Source organism: Streptomyces sp. Ag109_G2-15 (assembly GCF_900215565.1).
GTDB classification, from domain to species: Bacteria; Actinomycetota; Actinomycetes; order Streptomycetales; family Streptomycetaceae; genus Streptomyces; species Streptomyces diastatochromogenes.
The window spans coordinates 6,336,260-6,356,067 of record NZ_OCNI01000001.1; the positions used below are offsets into that span (position 1 = coordinate 6,336,260).

General features: G+C 73.7%; 12 protein-coding genes. 4 read left to right on the forward strand and 8 right to left on the reverse strand.

The features are described 5' to 3' along the window. Positions 1-125: 125 nt before the first annotated feature. Genes CRP49_RS28635 through CRP49_RS28645 form a run of 3 tightly spaced genes read left to right on the forward strand, consistent with a single transcriptional unit; the run spans position 126 to position 2,156 of the window. Positions 126-959, forward strand: a complete 834-nt coding sequence (locus tag CRP49_RS28635; protein WP_097257580.1) for a hypothetical protein — start codon at positions 126-128, stop codon at positions 957-959. Then, a complete protein-coding gene (locus CRP49_RS28640; protein ID WP_097255948.1) occupies positions 956-1,504 on the forward strand; it encodes a histidine phosphatase family protein in 549 nt (182 codons plus the stop codon). Before CRP49_RS28635 ends, CRP49_RS28640 begins: the two co-directional genes overlap by 4 nt. A gap of 25 nt (positions 1,505-1,529) precedes the next feature. Next, positions 1,530-2,156, forward strand: a complete 627-nt coding sequence (locus CRP49_RS28645) for a YigZ family protein (protein WP_094219596.1) — start codon at positions 1,530-1,532, stop codon at positions 2,154-2,156. 48 nt (positions 2,157-2,204) lie between these two features. Here the strand turns inward: CRP49_RS28645 and CRP49_RS28650 are convergent, their stop codons facing one another. Both CRP49_RS28650 and CRP49_RS28655 read right to left on the reverse strand, forming a co-directional pair. Next, positions 2,205-3,650, reverse strand: coding sequence for an MFS transporter (locus CRP49_RS28650; protein ID WP_097255949.1), 1,446 nt, complete (start codon positions 3,648-3,650; stop codon positions 2,205-2,207). Positions 3,651-3,683: 33 nt separating this feature from the next. After that, positions 3,684-4,082 (reverse strand): DUF3291 domain-containing protein, encoded by a 399-nt coding sequence (locus CRP49_RS28655; RefSeq protein ID WP_097255950.1) that lies wholly within the window; start codon positions 4,080-4,082, stop codon positions 3,684-3,686. Positions 4,083-4,197: 115 nt separating this feature from the next. On the opposite strand from CRP49_RS28655, the gene CRP49_RS28660 reads away from it, so the two are divergent. Further along, positions 4,198-4,818, forward strand: coding sequence for a MerR family transcriptional regulator (locus CRP49_RS28660; RefSeq protein ID WP_097255951.1), 621 nt, complete (start codon positions 4,198-4,200; stop codon positions 4,816-4,818). Between the two features lie 6 nt (positions 4,819-4,824). Here CRP49_RS28660 and CRP49_RS28665 read toward each other — a convergent pair whose 3' ends face one another. The 6 genes from CRP49_RS28665 to CRP49_RS28695 are packed head-to-tail and all read right to left on the reverse strand — an operon-like array spanning position 4,825 to position 19,747. Next, positions 4,825-6,123: an NAD(P)/FAD-dependent oxidoreductase gene (locus tag CRP49_RS28665; RefSeq protein ID WP_097255952.1), complete on the reverse strand. Its 1,299-nt coding sequence runs from the start codon at positions 6,121-6,123 to the stop codon at positions 4,825-4,827. Positions 6,124-6,132: 9 nt separating this feature from the next. Then, entirely contained in the window at positions 6,133-6,924 is a 792-nt protein-coding gene (locus CRP49_RS28670) for a 4'-phosphopantetheinyl transferase superfamily protein (RefSeq protein WP_116130054.1), read from the reverse strand. After that, positions 6,906-8,711, reverse strand: a complete 1,806-nt coding sequence (locus CRP49_RS28675; protein ID WP_097255953.1) for an acyl-CoA dehydrogenase family protein — start codon at positions 8,709-8,711, stop codon at positions 6,906-6,908. The genes CRP49_RS28670 and CRP49_RS28675 overlap by 19 nt, the downstream gene beginning before the upstream one ends. Further along, the gene (locus CRP49_RS28680; protein WP_257033509.1) at positions 8,711-10,423 is read right to left on the reverse strand and encodes an acyl-CoA dehydrogenase family protein; all 1,713 of its coding nucleotides are present in this window, start codon (positions 10,421-10,423) and stop codon (positions 8,711-8,713) included. The genes CRP49_RS28675 and CRP49_RS28680 overlap by 1 nt, the downstream gene beginning before the upstream one ends. Then, positions 10,423-12,039 (reverse strand): PfaD family polyunsaturated fatty acid/polyketide biosynthesis protein, encoded by a 1,617-nt coding sequence (locus CRP49_RS28685; RefSeq protein ID WP_097255955.1) that lies wholly within the window; start codon positions 12,037-12,039, stop codon positions 10,423-10,425. Before CRP49_RS28685 ends, CRP49_RS28680 begins: the two co-directional genes overlap by 1 nt. 31 nt (positions 12,040-12,070) lie before the next feature. Then, a complete protein-coding gene (locus tag CRP49_RS28695; RefSeq protein WP_257033510.1) occupies positions 12,071-19,747 on the reverse strand; it encodes a beta-ketoacyl synthase N-terminal-like domain-containing protein in 7,677 nt (2,558 codons plus the stop codon). Between the last annotated feature and the right edge of the window lie 61 nt (positions 19,748-19,808).

Below are 19,808 nucleotides of genomic sequence, written 5' to 3' on the forward strand. Positions count from 1 at the left end.
TGCGGGGAACTGTCGTCGGGGCAACAGTGCCCATCAGGTGGTGATTCCCCCGGAAACCCCGCCACGGTGACCGGAATCGGCGCAAGGTGCCTGCGCACGGCCCTCCGCACGCCTACGCTCGGGCCGTGCTGCGCATCCTCGACGCCCGAACCGGTGAGCCCGTCGCCGCCGCGCCCGCCCGGCGTGGCCTGACCCGCATCGAGGCCTATGCCTCCGGCCTGGACCTGACGGCCCTGCGGGTCCTGCTCACCGCCGACGTCCTGGTCCGCGCCCTGGAACTCGGCGGCACCCCCGTCTGGACGATCCTCACCGCACCCCGTCGGCACGCCGAACTCCGCACGGCCGCGACCACCCTCGCCATCCGCCCCTTCGAGGACGGCCGCGACCTCGCGTCCGGGCTGGGCGAGGCCCAGGTGATCCACGTGGTGGCCGAGAACACCGCGCCCATGCCGAGCGAGGGCCCCCTGCTGACGGTCGCCCCGGCGGTATGGACGGCGCCGCTCGGCAGTGCGGAGCCTCTGCGCACGGCCGACACCCCCACGGCCGGGGAGGCCCCCGCACCCCGCTCGCCAGGCGACCAGCCCCCTCTCGATCTCTCCGCCCTCCCCGCTCTCCTCGCCGATCCCACCGCCCTCCGCCTCGCCCTTCTCTCCGTCCCCCGGAACACCGCGGCGCGGCTGGATGACGACCGGCTCGGGGAGGCGGCGCAGCGTCTCGCCCGCTGGCGGCGGGCCGTTGCCGGGTGGGCGCGGCAGCCCTCGCGGCCGGTGCCCGATGCGGTGCGGGTGCGGTTGCGGGCCGCGTGGGAGGACGATCTCGATCTGCCTGGGGTGCTGGCTGTGCTGCGGGATCTCGAGAGCGCGCCGGGCGTGGCCGACGGCGCGCGGTTCGAGACGTATGTGTACGCGGACCGCCTGCTCGCCCTCGACCTCGCCCGTGACCTCGGGAGCCTCGCATGATCGAGCGGGCGGGCATGGGCCCGCTGCGCCGGCTGGTCGTCCTGCGGCACGCCAAGTCCGCCTGGCCCGAGGGCGTCGAGGACCACCGGCGTCCGCTCGCGGCGCGCGGCCTGCGGGACGCCCCGGCCGCCGGGCGCGCCCTCGCCGAGGCCGACTGCCTGCCGGACCTCGCCCTGTGCTCCACCGCCGTACGCGCCCGCCGCACCTGGGAGCTGGCCTCCGCCCAGTGGGGCACGCCGCCGCCGGTGCGCTACGACCGCAGGCTGTACGGGGCGGACGTACCGGATCTGCTGGAGGTCGTGCGCGAGGCGCCGCGCGAGGTGGAGACGCTGCTGCTGGTCGGGCACAACCCGGGGTTGGAGGAGCTGGTCCTGGAGCTGGCCGGGGACGGTCTGGAGGACACGGTCGAGCAGGTCCGCGCGAAGTTCCCGACCTCCGCGATCGCCGTACTGACCTGGCGCGCCACCGGCTGGCCGGCCCTGGCCCCGGGCACCGCCCTGCTGACGTCGTTCATCGTCCCGCGCGGACGGAAGGAGAAGGGGTAGCCCGGCGCTCGCATAGGCTGACGGGATGCAGGACGAGTACCGCACCGTAGCCCGCGCGGGCGTGCACGAGACCGAGATCAACCGCTCCCGTTTCCTGTGCGCCCTCGCGCCCGCGGCCACCGAGCAGGAGGCCCAGGAGTTCATCGCGGCCGTCCGCAAGGAGCACGCCGACGCCACGCACAACTGCTGGGCGTACGTCATCGGCGCCGACGCGTCCGTGCAGAAGGCCAGCGACGACGGCGAACCGGGCGGCACCGCCGGAGTCCCGATGCTGCAGATGCTGCTGCGCCGCGACATGCGGTACGTCGTCGCCGTTGTCACCCGGTACTACGGCGGCGTGAAGCTCGGCGCGGGCGGGCTCATCCGGGCCTACGGCGGAGCGGTCGGCGAGGCCCTGGACGAGGTCGGCACGCTCACCCGGCGCCGCTTCCGGCTGGCCACGGTGACCGTCGACCACCAGCGCGCCGGCAAGATCCAGAACGATCTGCGCGCCACCGGCCGCGAGGTCCGGGACGTCCGCTACGACGAGGCCGTCACCATCGAGATCGGTCTGCCGGACGCCGACGTGGACGCGTTCCGCGGGTGGCTGGCCGATGTGACGGCGGGCTCGGCCGGGTTCGAGCTGGGCGGCGAGGCCTACGGAGACGCGTGAGGTCCGGCCCCCGTAGCGGGTCGGCCGGACCGCACGCGTCTCAGGCGTTCACGCCTCCTCGGACGCCGTGTTCCGCGGGCGCGGAATGCCCAGGGCGCACAGGGCGCCGACGAGGACCACGGCGACGCCGACCCACACCGCGGGGTGCAGGCCGTCGACGAACTCCTGCGGGCCGCGGGTGCTGCCGTGCGCCACGAACACCGTGCTGAGGACGGCGATGCCGAGCGCCCCGCCGATCTCGCGGACCGTGGTGTTCGCGCCGGAGGCCTTGCCCGCGTGCTCCTTGGCGACCGAGGCGAGCACCACCGCGGCCGTGGGAGCGAACACGAAGCCCATGCCGATGCCCGCGACGATCATCGGGCCGACCAGCGACGAGTAAGCGGTGTCGGTGTCCGCGACCAGGTTGATCCAGCCGAGGCCCACCCCCTGCAGGAACAGACCGAGCGCCATCAGGCGGCCGCCGCCGACCTTGTTCGTGAGCACACCGGCGACGGGGGCGACGAACATCGGCATCAGCGTCCAGGCCAGGGTGCGCACACCGGCCTCCAGCGGGGTCCGCGGGGGCACGATCTGGAGGTACTGGGCGAGCAGGAAGAGCGAGCCGAAGACGCCGAAGTACATCGCGGCGGAGACGAGGTTGGTGAGGGTGAAGGCCCGTATCCGGTAGAACGACAGGGGCAGCATCGGCTGCGCGGCCCTCGCCTCCCACAGCACGAACACGGCCAGCAGCACGGCACCCCCCGCGAACGCACCCAGCACCTTCGCCGAACTCCAGCCGTCCGTGTCGCCGTGCACGATGCCCCACACCACCGCGCACAGTCCGGCCGCGGCCAGCAGCATGCCGACCAGGTCGAGGCGGATCCCCGGCAGCGAGCTCTCGCGCAGCGTCAGCAGGATGAGCGGGACGGCGACGACGCCCACCGGCACGTTGATCCAGAAGATCCATCGCCAGTCCAGCCCGTCGACCACCGCACCGCCGACCACCGGGCCCATCGCGACGGCCAGGCCGCTGATCCCCGACCACAGGCCCAGCGCCAGCCCGCGCATCCGGTCCGGCACGGCCTGGGAGAGCAGGGTCAGCGACAGCGGCATCACGGCCGCCGCGCCGAAGCCCTGGATCGCGCGGTAGGTGATCAGCTGGGCGCTGGTGTCGGCCAGTCCGCAGCCCGCGGAGGCCAGCGTGAACACGACGATGCCGAGCACGAACACCCGCCGGCGGCCGAACCGGTCACCGAGCGCGGCACCCGTCATCAGCAGGCAGGCGAAGCTGAGGACGTAGGCGTTGACGAACCACTGGAGTTCCTGGGTGTCGGCCTGCAGGTCGACGGCCAGCGTGTGCAGGGCCGTGGAGACGACCAGGTTGTCGAGCGCGACCATGAACATGGGCACGCTGCAGGCGACGATCGCGAGCCAGAGCGGAACGCGCCGACCCGTGCGCCCCGGGTCGTCGACGACCGGATCGTCGAGGACCGGGTTTTCTTCGGACAGCGTCATGACGGGGGTCTCCTGATGAGGGTGAGCGGGGGGTCAGGCGTGGGTGTCCTGCTCGGCCAGCCGGCGCTTGGCGTCCGACCAGTCGATGGGCAGGTCCGCCGCCGGGACCTGCCAGAACGTGAAGACCGACTGCTTCATCGTGGGCCGCAGACCGGTCATGATCGACTTGTGCGGCTCGGTCCGCGCGTACGTGTAGAGCGCGTCCTTGTCCTGCCAGGCGGACAGCGTCCAGAAGGTGCGCTTGAAGGGTTCGGCGATGAGCGAGGCGCCGTAGGCTCCGGGCGCGCCGGAGACCTGCCTCCAGGCGGCCAGGGACTTCAGGAAGAAGCGCGGTACGTCCTTGAGGGAGCGGACCTCCAGACGGGACGCCATGACGAACGCCTCGGCATCCGGCGCGGGCTTGTTGACGGTGGTCCAGGGCAGGGTCGGCATGGCTGCGGCCTTCTCGGTTCAGAGGCAGGACGAGGAGGAGGGACCCAAATTGGATACCTCTACTATCTATGTTAGACAGTAGAGGTATCCAGTTTTCAAGAGCGGAGCCGATCCGATGCGTATCTCCGAACTGAGCCGCCGCAGCGGCGTCTCCGTCACGACGATCAAGTACTACCTCCGTGAGGGCCTGCTTCCGGCCGGCCGGCAGACCGCCGCCACCCAGGCCGAGTACGACGAGCAGCACCTGCGCCGCCTGCGCCTGATCCGCGCGCTGACCGGTGTGCGCGGGCTGTCCGTCAGCACCACCAGGGACCTCCTCGACGTCCTGGACCAGCACACCGGCGACACCCACCTCACCCTGGGCCTCGCCCTCGGCGCGATCCGGCTGGCCGAGGAGCCCGCCGAGCAGGCCCCGGAGGCGTCCGAAGTCGACGCCCTGGTCAAGGAGTTGGGCTGGGACGTGCACGAGTCGGCGCCCGCCCGCGCCGCACTCGCCGAGACCCTGGCCTCGCTGCGCTCGCTGGGCGTCCCGCGGGACTGGCGCACCTTGCTGCCGTACGCCCGTCTCGCGGAGCGCACCGCGGTCCTCGATCTCGACCAACTGGACGGCATCGAGGACCCGTTGGAGCTGGCCGAGCACGCACTGCTGCTGACCGTCCTCCTGGAGCCCGCGCTGCTGGCGCTCAGGCGCATGGCCCAGGAGAACGAGTCGGCGCGCCGGCACACCGAGCACTGAGACGGGTCAGGACAGCTCGCGCAGGATCTCGGCCGCGGCCTCCGCCCCGGCCGAGAACGCGGCCTCGTGGGAGCCGATCAGGTCCGCGCCCAGCTGCTTGGAGTGGAAGTACGACCCGGCCAGCTTGACCCGGGTGCCCTCGTTGGCGCCGTAGATCACGGACTGCCGCTCGCGCAGCGCCATGTCGATGACCGGATGGGTGTAGTCGAACTCGCGGATGACCGTCTCCGGGTCGAGGGGGCGGGGCGGGTCGAGGGTGACGAAGTAGTCCCGCTCGGCCTCGAAGTCCTGCAGCCGGTTCAGGTAGTAGGTGACGAAGCAGCGGGTCGCGCCGTCCACCTGGACCTTGCCGTAGTTCCAGGCCCGCCAGCTCCCGGCGTCGCCGGGCATCAGCGTCGGGTCGGTGTGCAGCGTCACGCGCGACCTGCTGTAGCGGACGCCCTCCAGGGCGGCCCGCTGGGCGCTCGTGGGGTTCTGCAGCAGGGCGAACGCCTCGTCCGCGTGCGTGGCCAGCACCGCGTGGTCGAACCGCTCGGAGCCGGCGGCGGTGGTCACGGTGACCCCGTCCGCCTCCTGGCGTACGGCGGTGACCGGCGAGGACACCCTGAGGTCGGGGCCGATCGCCGCGAGCGCCTTGCGCACGTAGGAGATCGAACCGCCGCCCACCGTGCGCCAGTCCACCCGCCGGCCGCCGAGGCCGCCCTCGTCGTGGCCCACGAAGAACGCGATGACCGTGGCCGCCGGCATCTCCCAGACCAGCTCGGCCGGCACCGACCAGACGGCGGAGCAGAGCAGGATCAGATACGAGTGGCGGAACTCCTCGCTGTATCCGCCCTGGTCGAGGTAGTCGCCCATCGACATGTCGGCGCGGCCGCGGACGAAGTCCCGCCGGCTCTCCTCGTGGAAGCGGCGCACCTCCCGCCAGACGTCCGGGAACCCGGGGTACTCGGCCGCGTAGCGCGCCTCGATCGCGCCCTCGTCGAGTTCCAGCTCCTCGGTGCCGTACTCCAGCCCGCTGTCCAGGTCGAAGAAGGTGAAGCCGCCCGGATGCGGGACGGTGTCGACGCCGAGCTGGTCGAAGAACGCGGTCAGCTGCGGGTAGAAGCGCCGGTTGCAGACGATGAACGCCGTGTCCAGGCCGAGCACGTGCCCGCTCTCCTCGACCTCCACGGTGTTGGCGTGGCCGCCGGGACGGTCCTCGCGCTCGAAGACGGTGATCCGGGCCCGGTCGCGCAGATGGTAGGCGGCGGACAGACCGGCGGGGCCGGCGCCGATCACGGCGACGGTCGGCGTGTGCTGGGACATGGCAGGTCCTTACGGTCGCAGAAGGTCGGGAAGGGAGGTGAGGGAGGTGAGGGAGGTGAGGGCGGTGGGGGAGGTGAGGGAGGGGAGCGGAGTGCGGGAGACAGCGGTGCCGGGCTCGCGCCGGCGCAGGGTGCCGCCGCCCTCGGTCGCCACGGCCACGAGGTGGTGCGCGGAGGGGCGCAGCAGGTCGAGCCGCCAGCGGCGCGCCAGGTCCGGCCGGCGCCCGTCGGCGACGCCGAACCGCCCGCCGCCCTGGTGCCGGAAGCGGAGGTCCTTCAGACCCCCCGCGAGACCGACGCCCACCCCCTTGAGATAGGCCTCGGCCAGCACCCACCGCTCGCTCGTGGTCAGGTCGGGGTCGGCCGGGCCCAGGAAGGCGTTCAGCAGACGCGTCTTCTCCGCGTCGAAGGGGACGCGCTCCACGTCCGCACCGCAGCCGCGCCCCCGGGTGAGCACACAGACGATCAGACCGTCCGTGTGCGACAGGTTGAAGCGCAGCCCGGCGCTGTTCGGGACCGGCTCCGGGCGTCCGTTCGCACCGCGGACGAACCGCCAGGTGTCCGGCGGCAGCCCCGTGCGGGTGCTCAGGGCCAGCCGGGCGAGCAGCCGCCCGCCCAGGAAGCGGCGCCGGGAGCCGGTCCGCAGCAGCCGGTCGTGACGGGTGCGCTCGTCCGGGGCCAGCAGCTCCGGACCGCCCAGCCGCGCGGCCAGCTCCGGCACCCGGTGCTCGGGCAGCGTCCACAGATCGGCCGCTCCCGCGTCCGGCCCCGCGTCGGCGCGCGTCAGCGGGCTTCCGCGCACCGGGCTCCCTCCGTGGGCGCGGTCCGCTCGGCCAGCGTGATCGGCCAGTGCGACAGCAGCCGGTTGTCGTCGTGCAGCCGGGTCAGCACGGCGAGGACCTCGTCCACGGCGGCCGGGTCACGGTAGGCCTCGTACGGGTGGAACTGCCTGTTGATCCGCTCCAGTTGGAGGAGGAGCAGCGAGGGGCTCGGCAGCGGTTCGGCCATCAGGCCGTGCGAGTGGACATATGTGTGCACACACGCGGCGGCGGCGTGCACCAGGCAGTACTCCTTGGCCAGGTCGAACAGCTCGGCCGAGTGCGCGAAGCCGCGGCCCAGCTCGGCGCGCAGCCGGTCCGCCCGCTCCTCCAACGGCAGCAGCCGGCCGAGCAGTTCGGTCGCCAGGTCGGCGGCCAGCAGCAGCCTGTCCCGGTCCTTGTCGGCGGCCCGGTCGGCGAGCACCCGCAGCCGGATCAGCGAGTCGGGCGCGGCCAGCACCGCGTCGTCCAGGCCCCGGTTGGACAGCTCCTGCAACGCGGGCCGGTACACCGGGAGTTCGGCGTCCATGCTGTACAGCACGGCCACCCGCTCGGCCGCCTCGGCGCGCACCTCGGCGTCGGCACTGCGGCCCTTCTCCAGCAGCGCGCCCAGCTGGTGGCCGATGTTGCGCAGGTTCACGACGGTGTTCCCGTCGGCCATGTTGGTCACCAGGATGTCGCGCAGCATCTTCTGGTGCATGCCGAAGCGGGGGTGGGTGCGCAGGAACACACGGGCCCCGAGCACCACGTTCAGCCGGCCCAGGGTCTCCTCCAGCAGGGTCGGCACCAGGTACTTGGCGGCCGAGGAGAAGACGCTCACCTGCCCGGTCGAGGCCTGGACACTGCGGACGGCGCCGAGACACACCGCGTCCGCCACCATCAGATCGGCGAAGGACTCCGCCAACTGACGCCCGGTGTACGGCACTTCGACGACCGGACGGTTGAACAGCACCCGGTCCTGGGCGAACTCCAGCGCCGTGCGCAGCGAGGTGTCCACGCCCGACAGGGCCAGGCTGAGGATGACCAGGCGTGCGGTCTGGCTGGTCTTCAGGGCGATCTCCAGGCCCTGCCCCTCGGCCCCGACCAGGTCCGACTCCGGGACGAAGACGCCGTCGAACCGCAGCCCGCTCAGGTCCAGGGCCCGTACGCCGTGCAGCTTCAGCAGGGGCGTCTCGCGGACCGTCTCGGCCTCGGCCCGCCACTTGTCGACCACGAGGATCGAGTAGTCCCCGGCGCCCTGGCGCGGCCCGGTGCGCGCGAAGACGACCATCCGGTCGGCGAAGGTGGCGTTGCCGATCGGCCACTTCTCGCCGGTGAGCCGGTAGCCACCCTCCACCCGCTCCGCCACGACCTCGTTGCTCAGCAGATCGCTGCCGTGCGCGGCCTCGGACAGCCCCCAGGCGAGCCCGACCCCCTGGTGGACGGCGTCGATCTGGCGCCGCTTCTGCTCGTCGGTGCCCGCGATCCACAGCGGGGTGAACGCGGCGTTGGTCAGCCCGAGCGCGATGGCGGTCGCCCCGTCGCGCCGCGCCACCAGCCGCATCAGCGCGAACCCGGTCTCCGGGTTGCCGGCCTTGCCGCCCTGCTCGGCGGGCAGCCCGTAGTCCAGGAACCCCCAGCGGCGCAGCAGACTGACGAACCCGTACGGGAAGGCGTCGCGCTCGTCGTGGTCGAGCACCTCGGCGAACGACATCCGGCTCTCCGGGTCGTGCGGATCGCCGAGGTACTGCTCGAGCCGCTCGGCCAGTTCGGTCAACTCGGCCTGGGACATCAGGAGTCCTCCATCGGGTGAGAGGCGGAAGCGAGACGCACCGGCACGGCGGTCATCAGCCGCCCGGACCGGACGAGCGCCGGCGTGGTGTCGAGGGCGGGCAGCAGGTCGGGGCCGTGGCGGCGCGGGTCCACGCCCTCGGCGCGGGCCAGCAGATAGGCGAGCGTCGCCCGCAGCCAGCCGGTGGCACCCGGTTCGGCGCCGTACAGCGACCGGTCGCGGTTGTGCCACCACAGGTGCAGACAGGCGGCGGCCGCGTGCACCCACGCGTACCGCTCGGCCAGGTCCACCAGCGCGTTGGGATCGGCGTCCCGCTGCCGTACGGCGGCCGCCCGCGGGCCGAGCCCGGTCACGGCACCGCCGAGCCGGCGCACCAGGGCCGCGGCCGGGTCGTCGCCCAGCTGCTCCAGGGCGTCGGCGGCGACCCCCGGCAGGGCGCCGAGGACGGGGTCCGCGCCGCGGGCGACGAGGTCGAGGCGCGTGGGGTCGTACGACGGCAGCTCCGCGTCCAGCGCAAAGACGCGGTGCACGGTGTCCGCGGCGGGCGCCTCCTCACGGGTGACCAGCGTCGGGATCTGGGCCGCGTAGGCGCGCAGGTTCGCCAGCGGGCTCGCGTCGATCACCCGGACCACCGCCACATCCCGCTGGATCTTCTGGAACATGCCCGCGCCGGGCGCCTGTTCGCGCAGCACCGCGCGGGTGGCGAGCACGGCCGCGCAGCGCCGGACCAGATCGTCCGTGGCCTCCGCGACCACGTGCTTGGCCGCGAGCGCCCAGACGCTGAACACCTCCGGTACGACATGCACGCCCCGCGCGGCGGCCAGCGCCACCGCGTCGGCCGCGAGCAGCGCCGCCGAGGCGACGGCCAGGTCCCGGCGCGGATGGGCCACGTCGAGCAGCGGCGCACCCGCGACCCGGCGCTCGGCGGCGAAGCCGAGGGCCAGGCGCAGCGCGGTGTCCGCGCAGCCGAGGCTGCCCGCCATGCTCATCAGCCGCACCGCCTGCTGGGCGAGGACGGCCACCTCCAGACCCTCCCCGACCTTGCCCACCAGGGCGTGCCCGGGGACCGGGAGGCCGGCGAAGCGCAGCCGCGCGGTGTCCACGCCCCGCATGCCGCCGGTACGGGCGGCCGGCTCCCGGACCAGACCGTGGCGCTCGGCCCAGTCCGCGTCCAGCAGATAGGCGGAGAACGCGCCCGGCCCGCGGGCGCCGGTTCGGGCCATCACGTAGACGGCCTCGCAGCTCAGGCCGTTGCCGACCATCCACTTCTCGCCGTGCAGCAGCCCGTCGTCGTCCAGCCGCACCTCGCCCGACAGCAGGTCGCTGCCGTGCTCGGCCTCGGTCAGCGCGAACGCCACCGTGCCGCCCCGGGTGAGGATGTCCGCCGTCAGGCTCCGCTGGTCCTCGTCCCCGTGCAGCTGCAGACAGGTGGCCGCGATGATGCCGAACATGGTGCCCGGCATCACGTTCACGTCCCGCCGGGCCGCCGCGCGCACCAGGGTCAGGCTGCGGTCGAACGACTCGAACGAGCCGCCCCACTCCTTCGGCAGGTAGTTGAGATGGAAGCCCGCCGCGACCAGCCGGTCGCACAGCTCGTCCGGGTGGGCGTCGGCCTCGTCCCGGGCGACCGCCGCGGCGAACCCGTACGGATTGCCCGGGTCCTCCGGATCGCCGAGGAGTTCCTCCACCGACTCGGGTGTCAGCGCCCCCATCACACGGCCTCCGTCAGGGCGGGCAGCTCCAGCGGGACCGGGCGGTAGTCGGCCGCCGCCGACGGCAGGGTCACGCCCGCCGTGGCCAGCTGGGCGATCCGGGTGTGGAAGGCCGCCCCGCGCATCAGGTGGTGGGCGACATCGGCCACCGTCCGGTTCTCCGGGGTCTTCAGATAGCTGCCGGACACCCAGGCGTTGAAGCTGCCCATCGCCGGGCCGCACCAGATCTGGTAGTCGGCCGACCGGTCGGCCTCGCCGGTCACCGCCCAGCGCGAGGCCATGCCCAGGTACCAGCGGAACACCAGCGCCATCCGGCGCTTGGGGCTGTCCGCCGCCCGGGCCAGCTGCTCGGGGTCACGCCGGGTGAAGTACCGGACGCACTCCTGCCAGACGTCCTCCAGCGGACGCCGGAAGATCTGCGCCTCCAGCCGCGCCCGCTCCTCGGCGGGCAGCGCCTCGATGCCGTCGTACGCCTGGTAGAGCCGGTACAGCTGCTGGGCCCGCATCGCGAACATCGAGCCCCGGCGCAGCACCTGCAGCTCCACGCCCATCTCGAACATGTCGGCCGCCGGAGCCATCGCACAGTCCGTGACGTCCGCCTGCGCGAGCAGCTCGCGGGCGGCCGGGGAGGTGCCGGACTCCAGACAGGACTGGTTGACGGAACCCGTCACCACATAGGCGGCGCCCATGGCGAACGCGGCGGCCACCGCCGTCGGGGTGCCGAGGCCGCCGGCCGCGCCGACCCGGATCGGGGTGGCGTAGCGGTGCTCGCGCTGGATCTGGTCGCGCACCCGCAGGATGACCGGGAACAGCGCGGGCAGCGGTCGGCGGTCGGTGTGCCCGCCGGAGTCCGCCTCCACGGTGATGTCGTCGGCGAGCGGCAGCAGATGCGCGAGCCGCGCCTGCTCGGCGGTGACCAGACCGTCCCGCAGCAGCGTGTCGACCAGGGCGGCCGGGGCGGGGCGCATGAACCGCTCGGCGGTCTCGGCCCGGGACACCTTGGCGATGACCCGGTTCTCGGCCACCACCCGCCCCGAGGGGTCCTGCCGGAGTCCGGCCAGCCGGTAGCGGACCAGATGCGGGGTCAGCCCCATGAACGCCGACGCCTCCACGCAGCGCACGCCGCCGCGCAGGAACAGCTCGACCGCCTCGCGCTCCAGCCGGTCCTCGCTCGGGCTGTGGATCAGGTTGACGGCGTACGGCAGACCGGGGATCTCGGCCGCGAACCGGGCCAGCGCCTTCCCGATGGTCTCCGGCAGCAGGCCGGCCGCGCCGAACGAGGCGAGGAAGCCCTGCCGGGCCAGCGCGATCACCAGGTCGGCGGAGGCGATGCCGCCCGCCATCGCACCGGCCATGTACGACTGCCGCACACCGTGCGCGGCACGGAAGCCGGCCGAGCCGAGCCGCTGCGGGGGCAGCGCCGGGGCGGCGGCCAGGACGCCGGGACCGTCCCCGCCCGGGGCGGCCGTGCCGCCGGCGACGGCGCCGACGCCCTGGGCCGTGGACACGATGAAGCAGGGTTCTTCCACCCGGCTCAGGACCTGGTTGATCCCGGCCGGGTCCACGCTCGGATACCCGTCCCCGTACCAGCGGAGGGGGGCCTGGGGGGTGCTCATGGACAACAGTGCTCCTCGGCTGTGCCGGACGTCAGCCGGCGTCGGGGCGGACCTCGATGGCCACGTCGGTGAGTTCGTAGATGCGCAGGCCCGGCTTCCACAGGTCCGCGTCGGCGATCAGCAGCAGACGGTCCGCTTCCCGGCGGACCTCCTTGATGTGCACGTCGAAGAACAACTCGCGGTCGTCGCGCAGGATCTGGCCCCGGTACTTCCAGGACATCTCCACCCCGGTGGCCATCGCGAACCGGGGCCGGGTCATGCCCTCGGCGAGGTTCTGCTCCAGCACGAACAGGCGCATGGCCTGCAGCACAGCCTCGACACCGAGGGAGCCGGGCATCACCGGGTCGCGGTGGAAGTGGCAGTCGAAGTACCACTCGTCGGGCCGGATGCTGCGGAAGCCGTGCACGTAACCGGCGCCGAACCGGCCGCCGTCCGCGACCAGGTCGACCCGGTCCACCAGGTCGAACCGGCCGCCGGGCAGGTGCAGTTCGCCTCCGGAGGCGTCGCGGAAGGCGGGCGCCGCACCGCCCGCCAGCTCGATGCGCCTGACCCGCCCGGCGGCCGGGGTCTCCGCCTCGATCCACGGCTTGACGTAGGTGCCGCTGTCGAGACCGACCTGGTTGGACAGCGCGGCCGCGTTGAAGTACCCGAACAGCGACTCGCCGGTGTAGAACACCTCGCCGTCCGCGCTGAGTTCGTACGAGAAGTTCTGCAGCACCGCACCGGAGACGACACTCGTCATGAGCAGCTTCGAGTGGTGCCGAACGGTCTTGCCGCGCAGGTCGATGTCCTTCACCAGGGTCGCGCGGCCGTCGAGGTTGCGGATGGCGTACTCCTCCTCGGGCTGCCGGAGGGTGGCGCCGAGGTAGTAGCCGAGGAAGATGGCGGCCTGCAGCGAGGACTCCATGTACACGCAGTTCGGCATGTACGGCGAGGAGTTCTGCGCGTAGTACCAGGCGTCGTCCGGCGAGTCGTACTCGGTGACCATCTCGGAGCCGGGGCTCAGGTCGCCGCGGGTGCCGGTGAGCGACATGACCCGGTCGACGAACTGGAAGTCGCCGTTGGGGATGTAGGGCGCGCGGCTCGTGCGGTAGATCTCGAACTCCGGGCCCATCGCCATGTCCAGCAGACCCTTGGCGGAGTGGGCCAGGTGCAGTTCGTTGATCATCGCCGGCTCGCCGCCGCGGTTGCGCCGGCCGAGGAACTCGGGCACACCGCCGGTCTCCGGCCGGTACGGCGTCCCGGGCTTCTCCACGATCTGCAGGCCGAGGTTCTGCATCCGGACCACCGGCTTGTCCCCGAGGTACACCAGGACGTCCGCGATCACCGTGGGCCGGGGCAGCAGGGTCAGCTCGGTGACCTCCACCTCGTAGCGGATCTCGGCGTCCTTCGGGGTGACCTGGCCGCGCACCTGGACATCGATCCGGCGGTCGGTGACGGTCTGGAAGCGGGCGTCCGGGAGCGTGAGGTGCAGGCCCTGGTGCATCAGGTAGATCTGCAGCAGCTGCACGGCTCCCTCGGCGATCAGGGAACCGGCGAGCACCGGGTCGTCCGGGAAGTGGCAGGTGAAGTACCAGGCGTCCGGCTGAAGCCGCTTGACGGCGGTGATCAGGCCCAGCTCGCAGGGGCCGCCCTTGCGGTCGACGGTGACCTCGTCGACCATCCGCAGCCGCTCGTCCGGCAGGCGCAGCGCCGGGTTGAGGCCGGGGTCCTGCGCGTGTTCGGGTCCGAACACGTCCCCGGGGCGGCCCTGGGCGAGCAACTCCAGGTCGTGGGCGTCCAGTCGGTGCTTGCGGGCGTAGGCCAGCGGCTTGAACGTGCCCTTGGGCAGCGCGGCGCGGCGGGCCCGGTCCTTGTCGGAGAGGACGACACCGAGCGGGGTCGCCAGCTCCTGCTTGCTGAAGAACCCGGCGCAGGCGTCGCGGAGCTGGAGGATCAGCTCGCCGTCCGCGAAGCAGTCGTAGCTGAAGAAGAAGATCGTGGTGTCGCCCTGGTGGACGAACCGGTCGATGGAGATCTCGTAGCGCAGCGTCTGGCCGGTCGTGGGCAGCCCGCCCTTGAAGATCAGCGAGCTGTCGAGCAGCCGGTAGACCCGCTCGCCCTTGTTGCGGAAGTCGATCCCGAGATAGCTGACCAGCAGCAGGTCGCACTGCCCGGACTCCACGGTCACCGCCGGCGGCACCCCGCCGTCGACGGCGTACCAGGCGTCCTCCGGCACGTCGTACTCCGTGGTGATGCGGGAGGGCTTCAGCACCCCGGGCTCGGCGTCCAGCTCGGTGACCCGGGTGACGAAGTGGTACGGCGGTGCGGGCAGCCGGACGCGGGCGGCGAAGGTGTCGATCTGGGCGAACTGGGGCCCGAACACCTTGGCCACGGAGCCGGTCGCGAACTCGAGCAGGTCGGCTTCGTCCCAGATGACGCCCTCGCGAGCCGGGGCCGGGGCCGGGGTTTGGGGCTGGGCGGCGGGCAGGGCCGGGGGAGCGGTGCGCTCGACAACGGGGAGGGGCGCCACGGGAGGCGGAGCCGCGGCGGGCGCCGTCGCATCGAGCAGGGCCTCGGCCCGCTCCAGGGTCGCCGCCTGGAGCACCCGGTGGGTCTCCATCACCACGCCGTGCGCGGCGAGCATCTCCTGGCGCAGGTCGTGGATCAGACCGGCGGCGGGTCGCCGGCCCTGGCCGGAGGGTGTCTGGGGGTACGACGGCTGGACGGGCGGGGTGGCCGGAGGCGGGGAGGACACGGTCGGGCCGACGGCCGCGGGAGGCTGCGGGGCACCCCAGGGCAGGGCCGTGATCGGATCCCCGTCGAAGGTGATCACCTCGGAGATCTCCAGCGTCGGGTCGGCAGGCATGGCGGCGGGCTCCTCCGGCGATACGGAAAGGACGGGTACGGCGGGTTCGGGGACCCCGGCGGGCAGGGCCGCGGCGGTGACCTGGGCGTCGCGACCGGCAGGCTGAGGGTGTCGGCCGTGCCGGGCCGCGGGAACGTCACCGGGCAGGGCTGCGGGGGTGGCCGTGCTCCCCGCACTCGTCGGGTGAGCGGCGGCGGGCAGGCCTGCGGGTGCGGCCGCGGTCCCCGAACTCGCCGGGCGGGGCGGGATGGAGAGGGGCGAGGCCGGGTCATCGGCCGAGTGGGCAGGGGCGGGGCGGGCTGCGCGCGCGTCAACGGGCGTGCGTGCGGGTGTGGGTGCGGGGGTGGCCGTGGTGCCTGTGCTCGGCGGGCCGGCGGAGCCGGCGAGGCTTGCGGTTGTTGCATCTGACGGGTGGGCAGGGCCGGGGGTGGCCGCGGTACCCGTGCTCGCAGGGCCGGTGGATGCGCGGAGTGCTGCGGCCGTCGGGCGGGTGGGAGCGGGGAAGGACCCGGGCGCTTCACCGGCCGGGCCGGGCGCCGCTGCCGCGTGGGCCCCATGGGCCGGAGCGGTGGGTGCGACGGTGGCCAGGGCCTTGGTCGCCTCGCGGGTGATGCGGGTCGGGATGGGCTCGCCGCGGCCCAGTCGGACCGGAGGGAGACGCCGGGCGGGGCGGTCGGACGGGGCCGGGGCCGGGTCCTGGAGGGCGGTGAGGTTCACCGGGAGGCCGTGGCCGGCGAGGCGGGCCGTCAGGTGGGCCAGCGGTGTGGTGGCCGGGACGCCCCGGCGGTCCACGCAGGCGGCCACGTGCGGGGCGTCGCCGAGGGTGTCCCGGATCCAGCGGGAGCAGGTCGCGCCGGGCCCCACCTCGATGAAGTAGCGGTAGCCGCGCTCGTACGCCGCGTGCACCAGCCGGGGGAAGTCGATCGTCGAACGCAGGGTGTGCGCGATGCGCCGCGGGGACTCGGCCAGCAGCTCGGCCGGGAGCGGCTGGTAGTCGTAGGCGCTGAACAGCTCCAGATCCCCGAAGGAGCCCATGGGATAGTCGTTCATCCGGGCGAGGCCGTCGAGTTCGGGGTCCACGACCGGGCAGTGCATGACCACGTTGACGGGGGAGCGGGCGGCGGGGCAGCCCAACTCCTCGATCAGCGCCCGGCACTGCGCCGGATCACCGGCGATCACCAGCTCGCGCGGGGTGTTCACATGGGTGAGGTGGACCCGGTCGTAGCGGGCGAGGGCTTCGCGCACGGGCTCGGCGGACGTCAGCAGGACGTGGGACGCCCACACGTCCCCGTCGGGGGTCTCCTCGGGCAGCCCCCACAGGTCCCGTACGGTACGGCGCGGTCCGCACAGGCGGTTCCGGAAGATCGGGCTGTCGCTGATCAGCGAGTCGCTACGCCCGGCCGGATCCCAGCCGCCGGTCGCGAACAGCATGCTGGACTCGCCGAGGCTGTAGCCGAACCCGCCGTGCGCGGTGATGCCCAGTACCTCGCGCACCAGCGTGGTGTAGAGGATGGCGAAACTGGTGCCGGTGGCGAGCATGAACGGGACGTCGTCGCCGAGGCTCTCCTCCAGCCGCATCAGAGCGCGCCGGTCGAGGGCCTCCAGGGTCCGCGGGTACAGCTGGGCGGCCCGCAGCATCCGGGCCGGCTCGGCGGCCTGTCGCTCGAAGCGGTCCAGCAGGGACGGGAAGGCCCGGAAGAGGTCGGCGCCGAGCCCCGGATAGCTGTTGAAGGCGCCGGGGTAGACGAGCGCGACCCGCCCCTCGGGGCCGAGCGGCCGCGGGGTGAAGAAGGAGCCGGCCGGGGTGGCCCACTCCCTGCCCTCGGCGTGCGCCCCGGGCACGTCCCGGATCGCCAACTCCAGCTGCCGCAACAGACTTTCGCGGTCCCGGCCGACGAGGACGATCCGCAGCCGCCGCCCGTCGAGCCCGTCCGCCGCCTCCCGCGCCAGCGCCCGCGGATCGGCGCCGTCCGCGAGCAGCGCGCGGTAGCGGCCGGCCTCGGCGACCAGCCCGTCCGGCGTGTCCGCGGCGACGGCCAGCAGCACCGGCCCGCCCGCCCGCGACCAGTCGGCCGTCGGACGCGGACGCTCGGCGCCGGGCACGGAGGAGAGGACCACGTGGGCGTGCGAGCCCGAGGCGCCCCGGATGCTCACGGCGGCGTGCCGGCGGCTGTCCGCCCGCTCCCGCAGCCAGGGGCGAGAGGCGTCGGGGACGTAGAAGGCGGACGCGGCGAAGGCGTCCGCCAGGTCGTCCTCGGGGCGGCGCCAGCCCCGCGTGCCGGGCAGATACGCCTGCCGCAGGCACAGCACGGTCCGGATCAGCCCGGCCACACCGGCCGCACAGCCGGCGTCGCCGAGCTGCGCCTTGACGCTGCCCAGTGCGGTGGCGCCGGCGTCCGCGCGGTACACCCGCGCCAACGCGTCGATCTCGGTCCGGTCGGCCTCGGCGGTGCCGCCCGCGTGGGCCTCCAGATAGCCCACTTCGGCGGCTGCCACGCCGGCTTCGGCCAGGGCCGCCTCCGCGGCCTCGGCGAGCGGCGCGGCGACCGCGTCGGGCATCGAGCCGGACGCCGGCGCGTACCGCACGGCAAGACCGTCGATACGGGCGTGCACCCGGCCGGGAGCCGAGTCCGCGCGGGTGACGACCAGCGCTCCGGCGCCCTCGCCGACCCGCCGTCCCCGCTCGCCCTCGTTGAAGGAGAGCCCCGGCTCGCCGGACAACTCCGGCCGGGTCAGCAGGAGTTCCGCCGAGCCCGCCAGGTCGACCGCGCCGACCAGCACCGCCTCCAGGTCCGGGTCGAGCAGCAGCAGCCGCGCGACCTGCAGCGCCTCGGCCAGGCCGGCGCCGTCGCCGGACACGGTGAACGACGGTCCGGTGAGGTTCCAGCGCGAGGAGACCCGTCCGGCCATCACGTTGCCGATGTAGCTGAGCACCTCGTTGGCGCCGATCGGGTCCACCACGGCGTCCCGGGCCACCTCGGTGAGCGCGGCCCGCTGCTCCTCGGTCAGCCGGACACCCGCCCGGTCCAACTCGCGGCGCAGGAACGCCCCGAGGCCGTACCGGCTCAGCCGGGCGTGCGTGTACGGCTCGATCTCGGTCACCACCACCACGGCGACCCGGCGCGGCTCGGGGGTGTCGCGCGCCCCGGCACCGAGCCGGTACCCGGCGTCGCGCAGCGCCTCGTCGGCGACCTTGGTCAGCACCGCGTGCTGGGGGTTGTAGATGCGCAGGTCCGACGGCGGCACCCGCAGTTCGGCCGGGTCGACCTCGACCCCGTCCACGAAGGCCCCGCGCAGCGCGTCCCCGGTGAGGCCCGCCTGTTCCAGGGTGCCGCCGTCGGTGCGGTCCAGGCCCCGCCAGCGGTGCTCGGGCAGCGGCCGCAGATCGTGCTCGCCCTTGTGCACCGCACGCTCGAAGGCGTCCACGGACTCCAGCGACCCGAAGTGCGCACCGAGGCCTACGACATCCAGGGCGGGGAGCGCGGCGGGGGCCGGCGGAGCCTGCGCGGCGGTCGCGTCGGGCGCCGCCGACAGCACGACGTGCGCGTTGGTGCCGCCGAACCCGAAGGCGGACACCGCTGCCCGGCGCGGCCCCGGTCCCTCGGGCCAGACCCGGGCGGCACGCACCAAGGTCCCCGCGCCGACCCCGCCGTCCGCGGAGGTGACCGGCTGTTCCACGCCGATGGTCGCCGGGATCGTACCGTCCTGCATGGCCAGGACGACCTTGAGCAGGCTGCTCAGCCCGCCGACGGTCAGCAGATGCCCGATGTTGCCCTTGACCGACCCCAGCAGCGGCACCCCGCCGTGCGCGCCGAAGAACTCGGCGACGGACTCGGCCTCGGTCGCGTCCCCGATCGGCGTACCGGTGGCGTGGCACTCCAGGTAGTCGATGTCGGCCGGGTCGACGCCCGCGCTCGCGTAGGCCCGCGACAGGGCGTCCAGCTGGCCGGACTTGCGCGGCACCAAGGGGTGCCGGCCCGTGCCGTCGTTGGACAGGCCGATGCCGTCCACGACGGCGTGGATGCGGTCGCCGTCGCGCAGCGCGTCCGCCAGCCGCTTGACTGCGACCATGCCGGCGCCCTGACCGGTGACGATCCCGCCGGAGCGGCTGTCGAAGGGCTGGCTGAACCCGTTCTCCGGGTAGGCGTGCAGATCGGAGAAGGACAGATGGATCAGCGTCGGATCGGGCGCGCAGACGCCGCCCGCCAGCACCACGTCCGCCTCGCCCGCCGCGAGATGCCCGCAGGCCAGGCTGAGCGCGTACAGCGCCGACGAGCAGGCTGCGTCCAGGCAGTAGCGCGGCCCGCCGAGCCCGAGGGCGGCCGCGGTGACGGCCGCGGGCGAGCCGCTCACCCGCAGGTTCTCCGGCACCAGGGCGTCCCGGTCGACCAGCGGACGCGCGCCGGGCAGCCCGTCGAGCACCCGGCCGAGACCGGCCAGCACGGCCTCCTGCGCCAGCGGAACACTGACCTGGGCCGAAGTGGGCGTCGGGAACGAGTAGTTGCCCATGACCAGGCCGGTACGGGCCAGGGTCGCCGGGTCGCCGGCCAGGCCGCAGTCCCGCAGCGCCTCCCGGGCGGCGTACATCGACCAGTGGAAGATCCGGTCGAGCCGGGCCAGATACCCGGGGTCCAGCCGGTAGCCGGCCGGGTCGAACGCGAAGTCGGTGATGAACCCGCCCCGGCGGGAGGTGATGCGGTGGCGGGGGTCGAGGTCACGCTCGTCGGGCTCCGGTCCGAAGACCTCCGTACCTCCGTCCCGGCGGCTGTCCGTGCCGCCGAGGAGGTTCTGCCGGAACTCCTCGGGGGTCCGGGCGCCCGGAAACAGGCAGGAGATCCCGACGATGGCGAACTTGTGCATAGCAGCTGCTTCCTCCAAGGTGCCGGTCCCGGCGGGCGGTCGGGGAGGCCGCCCGCCGGGA

Bases quoted from the DNA above. Each gene is read 5' to 3' on its own strand.
- CRP49_RS28640 (WP_097255948.1), top strand. From the start codon at position 956: ATGATCGAGCGGGCGGGCATGGGCCCGCTGCGCCGGCTGGTCGTCCTG.
- CRP49_RS28645 (WP_094219596.1), top strand. From the start codon at position 1,530: ATGCAGGACGAGTACCGCACCGTAGCCCGCGCGGGCGTGCACGAGACC.
- CRP49_RS28650 (WP_097255949.1), bottom strand. From the start codon at position 3,650: ATGACGCTGTCCGAAGAAAACCCGGTCCTCGACGATCCGGTCGTCGAC.
- CRP49_RS28655 (WP_097255950.1), bottom strand. From the start codon at position 4,082: ATGCCGACCCTGCCCTGGACCACCGTCAACAAGCCCGCGCCGGATGCC.
- CRP49_RS28660 (WP_097255951.1), top strand. From the start codon at position 4,198: ATGCGTATCTCCGAACTGAGCCGCCGCAGCGGCGTCTCCGTCACGACG.
- CRP49_RS28665 (WP_097255952.1), bottom strand. From the start codon at position 6,123: ATGTCCCAGCACACGCCGACCGTCGCCGTGATCGGCGCCGGCCCCGCC.
- CRP49_RS28675 (WP_097255953.1), bottom strand. From the start codon at position 8,711: ATGTCCCAGGCCGAGTTGACCGAACTGGCCGAGCGGCTCGAGCAGTAC.
- CRP49_RS28680 (WP_257033509.1), bottom strand. From the start codon at position 10,423: ATGGGGGCGCTGACACCCGAGTCGGTGGAGGAACTCCTCGGCGATCCG.
- CRP49_RS28685 (WP_097255955.1), bottom strand. From the start codon at position 12,039: ATGAGCACCCCCCAGGCCCCCCTCCGCTGGTACGGGGACGGGTATCCG.
- CRP49_RS28695 (WP_257033510.1), bottom strand. From the start codon at position 19,747: ATGCACAAGTTCGCCATCGTCGGGATCTCCTGCCTGTTTCCGGGCGCC.